This is a genomic window from Rhizobium sp. 18065, from assembly GCF_902706095.1.
Taxonomy (GTDB): Bacteria; Pseudomonadota; Alphaproteobacteria; order Rhizobiales; family Rhizobiaceae; genus Allorhizobium.
Map to the genome: position 1 here is coordinate 1,007,831 of NZ_CACSJP010000001.1, position 14,016 is coordinate 1,021,846.

The following is a 14,016-nucleotide window of genomic DNA, read 5'->3' on the forward strand; positions in this document are numbered from 1 at the left end:
ATCGCCACCTCCAAGGCGGCGTGGATCTTAGGCTAGAAGAAGCCGGAAATACGGTCTATGCTGGAAAATCCGCATTATCTTTTCAATCGTCCAGGAATGACCATGGATCCGCTATCGAACGTGCTGTCGCTGCTCAAGCCGCAGAACCACCTGTCCGCTGGCATGGAAGCCGGGGGCGACTGGTCGGTGCAGTTCCCCGATCAACAGAAGGGCATCAAATGCGGTGCCATGGTGTCGGGAGAATGCTGGCTTTCAGTGGATGGCGTCGCCGACGCAGTGCGCCTGGTGCCTGGCGACTGTTTCCTGCTTCCGAGCGGCCGCCCTTTTCGGCTGGCCTCGGATCTTGACCTGCCTTCGGTTCCGGCAGCAGACATTTTTTATGCTGAACGTCGCGGCGGTGTTGCAAGGGTCAATGACAGCATGGGTGCTGGCGATGTCTCGCTGGTCAGCTGTCGCTTTGGCCTCGCCAGCAATCACGCCGACATGCTTCTACGCGTCCTACCGCCGATCGTCGTCATCCGCGACGGGCCGGGGCAGGCGGCCCTGCGCTGGTCGGTCGAGTGCATGATGCAGGAATTGCGCGAGCCGCAACCGGGCGGGTTCCTGATGCTGCAGCATCTCTCGCACATGATCCTGGTCCAGGCGCTACGCCTGCATCTGACCGAAGGAGCCAAGGGTGGCATCGGGTGGCTGTCTGCCCTAGCCGACCGCCAGATGTGCCTGGCAATCAGTGCCATACACGACGAACCCGGCCGGCGCTGGAGCTTGCAATCGCTCGCAGCCGAGGCAGGCATGTCGCGATCGGCCTTTGCCGAGCGCTTCCGCCAGTCGGTCGGCATCGCGCCGATGGACTATCTCGGCCGCTGGCGCATGATGCTGGCCTGCGACCGCCTGGAAAAGTCCAGTGACCCGATCGCGCGGATCGCACCGGCGCTCGGATATGAATCGGAGGCGGCCTTCAGCACGGCTTTCAAACGCATCATCGGCTGCTCGCCTCGGCAATATGTGCGCAAGGCAGGGAACGCGACACAACGGCCAGCTGCCGATGCACAGGCATCCGTTCCGGTGGCGGCCTGACGAGCAGCTCCGCCCTCTCTTTCCCCTTTTCCTGTGCCCGATGTCGCTTCAGGACTGGCACTTGCCATCCCCGCGCGCTATGCGTTCAGCTTCATTTCATGCAGCACGGGAAAATCGCTGTGGCAGTCTATACCGACATTTCCGAAGGCGATCTGACTGCCTTTCTTGAGCAATATGATGCGGGCGAGTTGACCTCCTACAAGGGCATTGCCGAAGGCGTGGAAAACACCAATTTCCTGCTGCATACGACCAAAGATCCGCTGATCCTGACGCTCTACGAAAAGCGTGTCGAGAAGAACGACCTGCCTTTCTTCCTCGGCCTGATGCACCATCTTTCCGAGCGTGGACTTTCGTGTCCGCTGCCTTTACCGCGCAAGGATGGCCAGCTTCTCGGCGAGCTTTCCGGCCGTCCGGCGGCGCTGATCTCCTTCCTCGAAGGCATGTGGCTGAGAAAGCCGGAGGCTCAACATTGCCGCGAGGTCGGCAAGGCGCTGGCCATGATGCATGTGGCCGGCGAAGGCTTCGAGATCGCGCGCCCGAATGCGCTGTCGCTCAACGGCTGGCAGACGCTCTGGACCAGATCGAAGGACCGCGCCGACGAGGTCGAGACAGGACTGGAAGAAGAGGTCGGTGCCGAGCTGGCTTATCTTGCCGCCCACTGGCCGAAGGATCTGCCGTCCGGCGTCATCCATGCCGATCTCTTTCCCGACAATGTCTTCTTCCTTGGTGACAGTCTCTCGGGCCTGATCGACTTCTATTTCGCCTGCAACGACTTCCTGGTCTACGACCTGTCGATCTGCCTGAATGCCTGGTGCTTCGAGAAGGATGGCGCCTTTAACATCACCAAGGGCAAGGCGATGATCGAGGGCTATCAGTCGGTGCGCCCGCTGTCGCATGACGAGATCATCGCCCTGCCGATCCTGTCGCGCGGCTCGGCGCTGCGCTTCTTCCTCACCCGTCTCTACGACTGGCTGACCACGCCGGAAGGCGCGCTGGTGGTGAAGAAGGATCCGCTCGAATATCTGAAGAAACTGCGCTTCCACCGGGCGGTGGACAGTGCTGCCGAATACGGACTGCTGTCATGAAACATGTCGAGATCTATACCGATGGTGCCTGCTCGGGAAATCCCGGCCCCGGCGGCTGGGGCGCCGTCTTGCGCTACGGCGAGACCGAGAAGGAACTGTTCGGCGGCGAGGCCGACACGACAAACAACCGCATGGAGTTGATGGCGGCGATTTCGGCGCTGAACGCGCTGAAAACGCCCTGCGAGATCGATCTGCACACCGACAGCAAATATGTCATGGACGGCATTTCGAAATGGATCTTCGGCTGGAAGAAGAACGGCTGGAAGACTGCCGACAAGAAGCCGGTGAAGAATGGCGAACTCTGGCAGCAGCTTGATGTCGCCAACCAGGCCCACAAGGTCAAGTGGCACTGGGTCAAGGGCCATGCCGGCCACCCGGAAAACGAACGCGCCGACGAGCTTGCCCGCCGCGGCATGGAGCCGTTCAAGACCTCGACCTTCGGCAAGTCGCTGCTGGTGAAGTGAGTGCAACTCTTCCGTTGTGCAGGGAAATGCAGCACTCGGTGACCTTGCCCTTTCGTCCATTCTCCCTATGCTCCGACAAAACATGTGAAGGGAGACATCCATGATCCAGCACTGCGTATTCCTGCGCTTCAAGGCCGCCGTTCAAGAGGCCGAGAAGAAAGCGATCTATGCGGCGATCGCCGAGCTGAAGGATGTCGTGCCGGGCATGCTGGACGTCAAGGCCGGGCCGAATGCTTCGCCGGAAGGCCTGAGCAGCGGCTACAATGACGGCTTCATCGTCACCTTCGAGGATGCGATGGTGCGTGATTATTACCTCAAACACCCCGCCCATGTCGCGGTCGGCGAGCGCATCGTGCATGCGACCGACGGTGGCCTTGCCGGCATCCTCGTCTTCGACCTGGAAACCTGAAGCCTTACGTTGCAGGCAGAGCAGGGGCGCAAAGCCTCAGTTCTGCGCAGGCGCAGCCGACAGCAGCGTCATGAAGAGGTCCAGCGCCCGATGCATGGCAGCATCAGGCGGCCCCTCCACCTGCCACTCCTTGAAATGGCCGTCGATCCACATGCGCACCACGCCATAGATGAAGGCGCGCGATGACAGGATCAGATCGTCAGGTGCCACGCCGGCCCGCAGATCGCCCCGCGCCTGCGCTTCGGCGATAAGCGTAACCATCAACTGGCGAATCTCATCATTTTGCCGCACCAGCCGTTCGGAACCATGAAAGTCTATCAGCGAGCGTGAGTTGACGATCTGAAAATGGGTGGGATTGGCGATCGCCCATTCCAGATAGCCAAGTCCAATAGCCCGCAATCTTGCCAGGGGCAGGTTACTTTCAATCTTTTCAAGGGCCGATTGCACGGCGTCCGTCAGTCTGGAAATTGCCTGCTCGGCGACGGCGGTCAGCAGCGCAGTCTTGTTGCTGAAATGGCGGAACGGTGCGCCCGGCGAAACGCCCGCCTTCTTCGCGACCTCCCGCACCGACAATTGTTCGATGCCCTTCTCCTCGATCAGTTCGATGGCAGCAGCAATGAGCGAATCCACTAGGTTGCCATGGTGGTAGGGCTTTCGCATCGGAGCATTGTGAGGAGCGGGCTTGGATGAATCGTTCGACATGAAACAAGCATAGCAGGTGATCACGATTATGTAATCGTCGATTACATTCATTGCGTCTGAATGCTTATGATGTAATCAATGATTACATAGTAGGTGATGAGGAGCTTGGTGATGAAAAGTGCGCTTGAAGGATGGAAACTGACCCTGTTGCTGGTGGGGGCATTGCTGATCATGACTGCGGTTGCGCTGGCTCTCGCGGCCAACCCGGTGGAGGCTTCGCGTCTTGTGATCCGCTCGACGGCGCGCTGTTCGGTGGCCCTGTTTCTTGCGGCCTTCACGGCCTCATCGCTGGTCCGTTTGGTGCCCATTCGCATCACGCACTGGCTGTCGCGCAACCGCCGTTATCTCGGCCTCGCCTTCGCCGCCTCTCACACGATTCACCTGATGGCTATCATTTCACTGGCCACACAGGATCAAGTACTGTTCTGGCAGTTGACCAACTACGGCACGCTGGTGAGCGGTGGTCTGGCCTATGTCTTTATCTTTGCCATGGCGGCGACATCCTTCGACCGCACGGCGGCAATGCTCGGTTCGCGCCTATGGTGCCTGCTTCATGGCGCCGGTGCCTGGTATATCTGGACGTCCTTTGTCGTCACCTTCGGCAAGCGTTTTGTGATGGATACCGCCTACCTTCCGGCCATGGTGTTGATCTTCCTAGCACTTGCGATCAAGCTGTTTGCCCGGTTGCGCGGTTCGCGGACTAAATCCGCGCCAGCCTGAGCGTGGTGGCAAACAAAAATATGCCGCGGCGGATCGCTCCGTCGCGGCTCAATATGCGGACGCACAGATATCAGAGCTGTTTGATCATCGCCGCCGCCGCCGAGACGGTTGCCTGGCCGGGGTTTTCCTCGACATTCAGGCTCTTGAGCACGCCATCCTCGACCAGCATCGAGTAACGCTTGGAGCGCACGCCGAGCGCGCCGGCCGACAGATCCGCGTCAAGGCCGAGCGCCTTGGTAAAGGAAGCGTCCCAGTCGGCGAGGAAGTGGATCTTGCCAAGGCCGCCGGTATGCTGCGCCCAGGCACCCATCACATGCCAGTCATTGACGGAAATCACGGCGATATCATCGACGCCGCGGGCAAGGATCTGGTCGCGGTTTTCCAGGTAGCCGGGCAGGTGGTTGAGCGTGCAGGTCGGCGTGAAAGCACCCGGAACGGCAAACACAACGACCTTCTTGCCGGCAAACAGCTGTTCGGTGGTGGTTTCCACCGGGCCATCGGCCGTCTTTTCCTTGAAGGTGGCCGTGGGCAGCTTGTCGCCAATTGCAATCGTCATGAAATTCTCCTCGCTTTAAGGTGCGCGCACCGGCGTCAGGCTCGGTGCATCGTCGTGGTGGAAATATAGAAGCGGGTCAATCAAAGGCAAGCGTGGTTTCCATCGCCCTCCCAGCCGCTAGCACCAGAATGCCCCAGTGCTTGCCGGTCAGCGTGTAGGTCTTCGGCAGCTTGCCGATCGGCACCGACACCTGGACCTTGCCGTCCTCGAGGATTTCGGCCTTGCCATCGAGAAACACGTGGCCGCTCGGGCCGCTGACGAATACCTGGGGCGCCTGCGTTCCGGCCGGCAGGCGCAGCGTCAGGTCGAGCTGCTTGAGGTCGCTCCGCATCGCATAGTGGGTCACGGCAAAATCATCGGACGGCGCTTCCGGCAGGCGCTGCCTCGCCGCCGAGATCATTGCGACTTCCTCAGCCACGGCCGCGTCGCCGCTGCTCAGCGCGACGGTCAGGTCCGCCTGGAACGGGATGCAGATATTCTTGCACACGCCGATGAAAGCGTTGACAGTCAGTGTGTCGGCGCCGGCGCCCACACCGGCAATCACCAGCGGCAATGTCACAGCATGATCGTAGCCGACATCGCGCATGCCGCTGTTGTCGAGCACTTTCGGCACGGGAAAGCCGATGCTTTCGATCGCGGCTGTACTTCCCGGTGGAAGCGTCAGTGCCGGCGGAATGCCGACATCGCCGGGTTCCTTCCAATAGGTGATCCAGCCGGGATTGGGCTCGATCACCAGGGCACCCTCGCGCCGGCCATCGGGATCGGCGGGCAGCAGGACGAGGCGCATGCGTCCACCCTCATTGACTGCCCAGTCACTGCTCACAGCGTGAGCATCGCCGACGGGTAGCGCCAGGGTTGCAAGTGCAAGTCCGAGTCCAAGTCCGAGCCCAAGTGTGAGCCGGAGAAAGGGCAGGTTCAAGCTGTGGCGGGTCTCGTGCATCATGGCCATCGGCTCTAGAGGATCGCCCGGCGGCTTGCCAGTCACGGTTATGAAATTGTCATCATTTTCGGTTGATCGCAAAGCCCTTCTGCCCCATCTTGAAGGGGAGGGCCTTTTAATCCACGCATCCGGTCCATTGCCCATGGGCAAGTTGAGGGAGGCAGGCATGGCTTTGTCATCGATCAAGGGAGAACGGGAACGCGGCTTTCTCGACGGCCAGTTCCTGATTGCGATGCCCGGAATGCCGGACGGCAATTTTGCCCGTTCGGTCGTTTATATCTGCGCGCATTCCTCGGCCGGAGCCATGGGCTTCATCATCAACCGCGCGCAGGCCGTGACCTTTGCCGATATCCTGCTGCATCTCGAACTGATCGATCGCAACGATGCGATCATGCTGCCCGATCATGCCCGGCATTTCCCCATCCAGTGCGGCGGCCCGGTCGAGCAGAGCCGTGGCTTCGTGCTGCATTCCGACGACTATCTGTCCGACAGCAGCATTCCGGTCAGCGACGATATTTCCCTGACGGCCACGCTCGATATCGTCCGCGCCATCTCCGACGGCCGCGGCCCGCGCCACGCCACCATGCTGCTCGGTTATGCCGGCTGGGGCGCCGGCCAGCTTGAACTCGAGATCGGCAACAATGGCTGGCTCAACTGCCCCGCCAGCGAGGAGCTGATCTTCGACCGCTCACTCGACAACAAATACGAGCGGGCGCTGTCCCTGATGGGCATCAACCCGGCCATGCTGTCGATGGATGCGGGACACGCGTGAAGGTTGTCGCAATGGTCTGCCTGATTGGTGCTTGCACCGATCAGACCGGCAGGCCACAATCGCGAAGTCCGGCCAAAGGGCCGGATCCAGCCGGAATTGCCCCATGCCCTCGATCGATATCCTGCTTGCCTTCATGCTGACCACCGCGGTCTTCGCCTTCATCCCGGGGCCGGCCATGCTTTACGTCGCCGCGCGCACGCTGGCTGCGGATCGGCGCGCCGGGCTTATGGCGACGCTGGGCATCCATATCGGTTGTTACGTGCATGTGATCGCCGCCGCCGCCGGCCTGTCGATCCTGTTTCATCTGGTGCCGACGCTGTATCTCGCGGTCAAGCTCGCCGGTGCGGCCTATCTGATTTTTCTCGGCATCCGCATGTTCCGCGCCAGCCGTCAGGCCGCCGGCGGAACCACTCCCGCGTTCGAGAAGAAATCGGCCGCGCAGGCCTTTGCCGAAAGCATTCTGGTCGAGGTCCTCAATCCCAAGACGGCGATCTTCTTCCTTGCCTTCCTGCCGCAATTCGTCGATGCGGCGGCAGGCTTCCCCGTCTGGCTGCAGTTCCTCATCCTCGGAACAGTGGTCAATCTGATGTTCTCGTTTGCCGACGTGGTCTGCGTGCTTGCCGCCGGCCTCGTGACAAAGCGGCTGGCGCGGATTTCGTCGCTTCAGCGCAATCTGCAAAGAGCAGGTGGCGCGGTGCTGGTCGGCCTCGGCCTGCACGTCGCCTTCCAGCGCAGCTGATCATCGAGAGACGAGAAAGCCGGCCCTTACGCCCGCTTCATCAGCGGAAAGCGTTCCTTCAACAGCCGCAGCACTGATTCCGAGCCGAGCGGCGGCCCGAACAGGAAGCTCTGGCCGAAATCGCAGCCCATCTTGGCAAGCTCGGCTGCATCCTGGTCGGTCTCGATGCCTTCCGCCACAACCTGCATCTCCAGCCCGCGCGCCATGGCAACGACGGATTTGAGCAGGATAGAACGTTTTTCCGACTGGTCGCAGACCAGCGCCTTGTCGAGTTTGATCGTATCGAACGGAAAACGCGTCAGGTAGGCGAGCGAGGAATAGCCGGTGCCGAAATCGTCGAGGGCCAGGCTGATCCCGGTCTCCTTCAGCTTCTCCAGCATCAGGCGGGCCTGTTCCGGATTTTCCATGACGACGGATTCGGTCAGTTCCAGCTTGATCCGCTTCGGGTCGCACTGGGTCTTGGCGAGCATCGCGCGCACATCGTTGTAGATCTCGCTCGAGATCAACTGCGCCGAGGACAGGTTGACCGACAGGAAGATCGGCAATTCGCCGGTCTGTCGCTCCCAGTCCATCAGATCGGTCGTCGACCGTTCCAGCGCGAACATGCCGAGCGGTTCGATCAGGTCCGACATTTCTGCGATCGGGATGAATTCCGACGGCGAAATGCTGCCGCGCTTGGGGTGGTCCCAGCGCATCAGGGCTTCGAAACCGGCGATCTCGCCATTGGCCAGCTTGACGATCGGCTGATAGGCCATCGTCAGTTCCTTGCGCTCGATGGCGCGGCGAAGATCGGTTTCCAGCTGCAGCCGGTCGGTGCTGACGCTGCGGAAGGCAGGACGGAACGGCTCGACCTTGTTGCCGCCACCGCGCTTGGCCCGGTACATCGCAAGCTCCGCATCCGACAGCAGGCTCGCTGCACTTTCCTGCTGGTCGACCCAGGACACCAGGCCGATCGAGGCGGTCAGCACGATTTCGCGATTGGCGAAATTGAGTGGCACCATGATCGCCTTGGAAACAGCGTCGGCAAAATCGGCAACCTTGGCCGGATCGCGTTCGGAGACCAGGATCAGGCCGAATTCGTCACCGGAAAGCCTGGCCAATGTATCCTGCGGCTTCAACAGGCGGCGCAGGCGCCGCGTGATCGCGATCAGGATATTGTCGCCGGCGGCGATGCCGAGGCTGTCGTTGACCTGCTTGTAGCGGTCGATATCGATGGCGAGAACCGTCGGCCGCACCGTTTCCGATGTGCCTGCCAGCGACAGCACGCTCTGCAACCGGTCGAGGAAGACCTCCCGGTTGGGAAGCCCGGTCAGGTTGTCATGCATCGCATCGGTGAGCAGGCGGTCGATCGAGTTCTTCTGTTCGGTCACGTCGATGATCGTGCCGACGCAGCGGATCACTTCGCCATTCGAGCCGAGCACCGGCCGGGCGCGGATCTTCAGCCAGTGGAAATGACCATCTTCGGCACGGATGCGGAATTCGTGGCTCAGACGGCCCTTGCGGTGTTCGAGCAGCACGTCGAGCGTGGCGCGGAAACGGTCTCGGTCGTCGGGATGCAGGCGCGGCAGCCAGTTGCGCGCCGGTCCATGCATCGTGCCGGGCGAAAGCCCGAGCCGCACCGAGACATCCGGGCTGGTGACGACGCGGTCGCGCGCCACGTCCCAGTCCCATACGGTATCGCCGGACCCGGTCAACGCCAGAGACTGCCGCTCGAGGTCTGAAAACAGACCCTGCTGATAGGCGCCGCCGGCAAAGGCATGCTGCATGACGGTGAAGCCGATCAGCAGAACGATCAGGACGAGGCCGCCGCCCAGCGCCGGCTGGATGATGTCGTTGTCGAGCCGGCCGGTCACGGTCAGCCAGCCGCCGAACAGCCAGACCATGATCAGCGCCCAGGTCGGCACCAGCAGGATGGCCCGGTCATAGCGGTTGATGCCGAGATAGATGATCAGGCCGATCCCGGCCGTCGCGGTCAGCGCGAAGGAGAGACGCGCTATGCCGGACGCGATCGACGGGTCGTAGATCGCGACACCGAAAAGCAGGGCAAGACCGAGGATCCAGGCAAACGTCGCATAGCCGAGATGGACATGCCAGCGATTGAGATTGAGATAGGTGAAGAGGAAGATCACGAGCGAGGATGCGAGCGCTACTTCCGCACTGGCCCGCCATATGCGCGTGTCGCCGGAGGTGATGCTGATCAGCTTTTCGAGAAAGCCGAAATCGACGCATATGTAAGCGAGCACGGCCCATGCCAGCGCCGCCGCCGCCGGCAGCATCGAGGTGCCCTTGACGACGAAGAGGATGGTCAGGAACACCGCGAGCAGGCCGGCAATGCCGAGCACGATGCCGCGGTAGAGTGTGAACGCGTTGACCGTGTCCTTGTAGGCGTCCGGTTCCCACAGATAGATCTGCGGCAGGTTCGGTGTCGCCAGTTCGGCGACGAAGGTAATCACGGCGCCCGGATTGAGCGTGATGCGGAAGACGTCGGCATCGGGGCTGGCGACGCGGTCGAGCGCAAAGCCTTCCGACGGCGTGATCGCCATGATGCGCTGAGAGCCGAGATCCGGCCAGAATATCCGCGAGCCGGCCAGGCGGAAATGCGGCGCGACGATGACGCGCTCCAGCTGTTCCTCCGAGACATTGGCAAGCGCAAACACCGCCCAGTCGCCCTGATGTTCGGGGGTGCTGGAGCGTACCTCGATGCGCCGGCGGATACCGTCGGTGCCGGCAGCCGTCGAAACCTGGAAGGCCTCGCCCTGGTTGGTGTAGATTTCCGTTGTTGCGGTCAGGTCGAGCGCGTTGTCGTCGCGGGCGATCTTCACCGGCTCGACGGCATGGGCCAGGGGGGCAAATAGCGATGCAAACAGGGATGCAAGCAACAAAGTGACGACGAACGGCAATTGCGAACGGCCGGCCTTCGGGGTGTTATTCCAGAAACGCGTCATGAAGCTGCTTTGCCGTTCCGTGTCTTCTGGTCTCTTATTTTGGAAAACAGCATGTGATCGCGCCACTGTCCGTTGATTTTCAGATATTCGCGCAAGAGACCTTCTCGCTCAAATCCCGATTTTTCGAGTAGCCGTATGCTGCTGACATTGTCCGGAATACAGGCTGCTTCAATTCGGTGCAACTCAAGTGGCCCGAAGATGTAGGGAATAGCCAATTGAAGTGCGGCAAACATATGGCCTTTTCCCGCATGACGCTCGCCCATCCAGTATCCGATCATGCAGCTTTGCGCAGCACCGCGGCGGATCAGGCCGATCGTCAGTCCGCCGATCAGTGTTTCGTCATCGCGAGAAAACAGCAGGAATGGCACAGCCAGGCCGGAGTGAAATTCCTGTTCATTACGGATCACCCGCTGTCGATAGGACCGTTCGGTCAGCTCGTCCGAACGCCAGCTCGGCTCCCATGGCTGCAGGAAGGCGCGGCTGTCGCGGCGGATTTCATGCCACTGGTCGAAGTCGCGGTAGCGGGGCAGGCGCAGCAGATGCCGTTCGCTGGTCAGCTCCGGTGGCTCCGGCTGCCGGGACAGAAACCGAAACACCGAGCGCGTCATATGCCGTCCCCAAAAGCAAAGCGCCGGCGGTTCAATACCGCCGGCATATCAAGTTTCGTGCTCGTTTCAGCCCGCCGCCTTCAGCGAGGCAGAGTTGCGTGCGGACAGCGCGCCGGCGATTTCGTCCAGCGAGACCAGCTGTTCGACCGGACCGATCGCCGAAAGCGTCGGCGTGGTATCGAAGAACAGGCGGCCGGCAAGATCGGTCAGGCGCTGCGTCGTGATGCCGGCAAGCCGTTCCATCATTTCCGCGTTTGGAATGGTCCGGCCATAGAGCATCATCTGGCGGGCGATCTGCCCGGCGCGGGCAGCAGGGCTCTCCTGGCCCATCAGCAGCTGGGCGCGGATCTGTGCCCGCGAACGCTCGATTTCCTGCTGGTCGATCGACTGCGACGCCTTGCGCAATTCGTCGATGATGACAGGCACCAGTTCCGGCAGGTTGTCGCCGCCGGTCGCGGCATGGATACCGAAGATGCCGGTGTCGGAAAAACCCCAATGGAAGGCATAGACCGAATAGCACAACCCGCGGATTTCGCGCACTTCCTGGAACAGCCGCGAAGACATGCCGCCGCCGAGGATATTGGCCAGGATCTGCGAACAGTAGAAGTCGCGCATGTGATAGGCCTTGCCTTCGAAGCCGAGCAGTACCTGCGTATCCATCAGGTCACGCTCCTCGCGCGCCTCGCCGCCGGTATAATGCGCGACATCCATCACAGGTGCCGCCGATGGCTGGGTCGGCAGGCCGGCAAATCGCTGTTCGACCTGCTTGACGAAGGCGTCGTGATCGACAGCACCGGCCGCGACGACGAACATCCGGTCGGTGGTGTAATTGCGCGAAAGATAGCCGCGGATCTCGTCGCTGGAAAACGACAGCACCGATTCCGGCGTGCCGAGAATGCTCCGGCCAAGCGTCTGGTTCTGGAAGGCGCGCTCGGAGAAGCGGTCGAACACGACATCGTCCGGCGTGTCGTCGGCAGCGCCGATTTCCTGCAGGATGACATGTTTTTCGCGTGCCAGTTCTTCCTCGTCGAAGACCGATTCCGTCAGGATGTCGGCGAGGATATCGACGGCCAGCGGCACGTCGTCCTTCAGCACGCGGGCGTAGTAGGACGTGGTTTCGGTAGAGGTGGCGGCGTTCAGTTCGCCGCCGACATTCTCGATTTCCTCGGCGATCTGCCGCGCACCGCGTCGGCTTGTGCCCTTGAATGCCATATGCTCGAGAAGATGTGCGATACCGTGTTCCGCCTCCGTCTCGTTGCGCGAACCGGACTTGATCCAGGTTCCGAGCGCCACGCTTTCGAGATGCGGCATATTCTCTGTTACGACCGTCAACCCCGAAGGCAGCCGGGTGCACTCAACATTCATGGTCCGTCTTTCTGCGTTTCTTATTTATCCGCCCGGGCATGTAAGCCGACAAAGCTTTCGACGGCTTTAAGTTCCGCGGGCAGGATATCGAAACGCTCCTCCCTGTCCATCAGATCAGCAAGCCACGATGGAAGCGCGGGGTCAATACCGGATGCTGATTTTACTGCGGCCGGGAACTTCGCCGGATGGGCCGTCGCCAATACGACCATTGGGCTTTGCGGCTTTTCGAATTTCTTCGCCACATGCACGCCGACGGCCGTATGCGGGTCGAGAAGATAGCCGGTATCGTCCAGTACCGCCTTGATTGTCTTGGCAACTTCCTTCTGCGTTGCACGGCCGGCGCGGAAATCCTTGCGGATGAATTTCAGCGCCTCGTCCTTGATTTCGAAGGCGCCGGACTGCTTCAGGCTTTCCATCGCGGAACGGATCGACGCGGCGTCGCGTCCGTAAGCTTCAAACAGCAGACGTTCGAAATTTGACGAGATCTGGATGTCCATTGATGGCGAAGTTGTGGCCGAAACGCCCTTCATCTCGTAGCGGCCGGTCTTCATCGTGCGCGCCAGGATGTCGTTGTCATTGGTGGCGATCACCAGCTTGTCGATCGGCAATCCCATCTTCTTGGCGACGTAGCCGGCGAAGATGTCGCCGAAATTGCCGGTCGGCACGGTGAACGAGATCTTGCGGTCCGGCGCGCCGAGCGAGACGGCGGCGGTGAAGTAGTAGACCACCTGAGCCATGATGCGCGCCCAGTTGATCGAGTTGACGCCCGAAAGCTTGATCCGGTCGCGAAAGGCGATGTCGTTGAACATGGCTTTGACGAGGTTCTGGCAATCGTCGAAATTGCCCTCGACCGCAATGGCGCGCACATTGTCGGCGGTCGACGAGGTCATCTGGCGCTGCTGCACCGGCGACACCTTACCATGTGGGAAGAGGATGAAGATATCGGTGCGCGACCGGCCGGCAAAGGCGTCGATGGCAGCACCACCGGTGTCGCCCGAGGTTGCGCCGACTATGGTGGCGCGTTCGCCGCGCTGTTCCAGCACATGGTCCATCAGGCGTGCGATCAGCTGCATCGCCACGTCCTTGAAGGCGAGCGTCGTGCCGTGGAAGAGTTCCAGCACGTAAGAGTTCGGGCCGGTCTGTACCAGAGGTGCGACGGCCGGATGGCGGAACGTGGCATAGGCCTCGTCGATCATCTTGCGGAACACGTCCGGATCGATCTCGCCATCGACAAAGGGCGAAAGAACTTCGAAGGCAACGTCCTGATAGCTCTTGCCGCGCAAGCCACGGATGGCTTTCTTCGACATCTGCGGAAAGGTACGCGGCACATAGAGGCCGCCGTCGCGGGCAAGGCCAGCCAGCAATGCGTCACAGAAACCGAGGCTTTCCGCCTCTCCGCGGGTCGAGATATATTCCACGAGCATTATCCTTGATCAGTAGAAGCGGGGAGTGCTTGCCCCGGAGACTATGGCGTTTTCGATAAAGAGGTTTGCCATTTTGCGCCAGACTTGGCGGCTCAATTTCGCAAGCCCGGCAGCCACACGCAGATCGAGGCTCCCCATCCGGAATGATGGGCATTGCAGGTGAGGTGAAATTTGAATCAAAACGCTGGCTACCCAATCGATTTTTATCAG

General features: G+C 61.0%; 14 protein-coding genes. 7 read left to right on the forward strand and 7 right to left on the reverse strand.

Features of this window, described 5'->3' with window-relative positions; translation table 11 throughout:
* Positions 1-102: 102 nt before the first annotated feature.
* From GVK95_RS04825 to GVK95_RS04840, 4 genes are all read left to right on the forward strand, one after another.
* Complete coding sequence (locus tag GVK95_RS04825) at positions 103-1,077, forward strand: AraC family transcriptional regulator (protein ID WP_159947054.1); 975 nt, start codon at positions 103-105, stop codon at positions 1,075-1,077.
* A gap of 119 nt (positions 1,078-1,196) precedes the next feature.
* A complete protein-coding gene (locus tag GVK95_RS04830; RefSeq protein ID WP_159947056.1) occupies positions 1,197-2,162 on the forward strand; it encodes a homoserine kinase in 966 nt (321 codons plus the stop codon).
* Positions 2,159-2,626, forward strand: a complete 468-nt coding sequence (rnhA, locus tag GVK95_RS04835; protein ID WP_159947058.1) for a ribonuclease HI — start codon at positions 2,159-2,161, stop codon at positions 2,624-2,626. Before GVK95_RS04830 ends, rnhA begins: the two co-directional genes overlap by 4 nt.
* A 100-nt stretch (positions 2,627-2,726) precedes the next feature.
* Positions 2,727-3,035 (forward strand): Dabb family protein, encoded by a 309-nt coding sequence (locus tag GVK95_RS04840; RefSeq protein ID WP_159947060.1) that lies wholly within the window; start codon positions 2,727-2,729, stop codon positions 3,033-3,035.
* Positions 3,036-3,071: 36 nt separating this feature from the next.
* Here the strand turns inward: GVK95_RS04840 and GVK95_RS04845 are convergent, their stop codons facing one another.
* Positions 3,072-3,665, reverse strand: coding sequence for a TetR/AcrR family transcriptional regulator (locus GVK95_RS04845; RefSeq protein WP_244618637.1), 594 nt, complete (start codon positions 3,663-3,665; stop codon positions 3,072-3,074).
* A 183-nt stretch (positions 3,666-3,848) separates the two neighbouring features.
* On the opposite strand from GVK95_RS04845, the gene GVK95_RS04850 reads away from it, so the two are divergent.
* Positions 3,849-4,457 (forward strand): hypothetical protein, encoded by a 609-nt coding sequence (locus GVK95_RS04850; RefSeq protein WP_159947064.1) that lies wholly within the window; start codon positions 3,849-3,851, stop codon positions 4,455-4,457.
* Positions 4,458-4,527: 70 nt separating this feature from the next.
* Here GVK95_RS04850 and GVK95_RS04855 read toward each other — a convergent pair whose 3' ends face one another.
* Positions 4,528-5,013: a peroxiredoxin gene (locus GVK95_RS04855; RefSeq protein ID WP_159947066.1), complete on the reverse strand. Its 486-nt coding sequence runs from the start codon at positions 5,011-5,013 to the stop codon at positions 4,528-4,530.
* A gap of 76 nt (positions 5,014-5,089) precedes the next feature.
* Positions 5,090-5,956 (reverse strand): protein-disulfide reductase DsbD domain-containing protein, encoded by an 867-nt coding sequence (locus tag GVK95_RS04860; protein ID WP_159947068.1) that lies wholly within the window; start codon positions 5,954-5,956, stop codon positions 5,090-5,092.
* 163 nt (positions 5,957-6,119) lie between these two features.
* Between GVK95_RS04860 and GVK95_RS04865 the strand changes: the two genes are divergently transcribed.
* Together GVK95_RS04865 and GVK95_RS04870 are read left to right on the forward strand one after the other, a co-directional pair.
* Positions 6,120-6,725 carry a YqgE/AlgH family protein gene (locus GVK95_RS04865; protein ID WP_159947070.1) on the forward strand — a complete coding sequence of 202 codons (606 nt, stop codon included), beginning with the start codon at positions 6,120-6,122 and terminating at the stop codon, positions 6,723-6,725.
* 103 nt (positions 6,726-6,828) lie between these two features.
* Positions 6,829-7,464, forward strand: a complete 636-nt coding sequence (locus tag GVK95_RS04870; protein ID WP_159947072.1) for a LysE family translocator — start codon at positions 6,829-6,831, stop codon at positions 7,462-7,464.
* 26 nt (positions 7,465-7,490) lie between these two features.
* Here GVK95_RS04870 and GVK95_RS04875 read toward each other — a convergent pair whose 3' ends face one another.
* The 4 genes from GVK95_RS04875 to thrC form a co-directional block, all read right to left on the reverse strand.
* Positions 7,491-10,409: an EAL domain-containing protein gene (locus GVK95_RS04875; protein WP_200844199.1), complete on the reverse strand. Its 2,919-nt coding sequence runs from the start codon at positions 10,407-10,409 to the stop codon at positions 7,491-7,493.
* Entirely contained in the window at positions 10,406-11,017 is a 612-nt protein-coding gene (locus GVK95_RS04880; protein ID WP_159947074.1) for a GNAT family protein, read from the reverse strand. Before GVK95_RS04880 ends, GVK95_RS04875 begins: the two co-directional genes overlap by 4 nt.
* A 66-nt stretch (positions 11,018-11,083) precedes the next feature.
* Entirely contained in the window at positions 11,084-12,382 is a 1,299-nt protein-coding gene (locus GVK95_RS04885; RefSeq protein WP_159947076.1) for a pitrilysin family protein, read from the reverse strand.
* Positions 12,383-12,402: 20 nt separating this feature from the next.
* Positions 12,403-13,809, reverse strand: a complete 1,407-nt coding sequence (gene thrC / locus GVK95_RS04890; protein ID WP_200844219.1) for a threonine synthase — start codon at positions 13,807-13,809, stop codon at positions 12,403-12,405.
* Positions 13,810-14,016 lie beyond the last annotated feature (207 nt).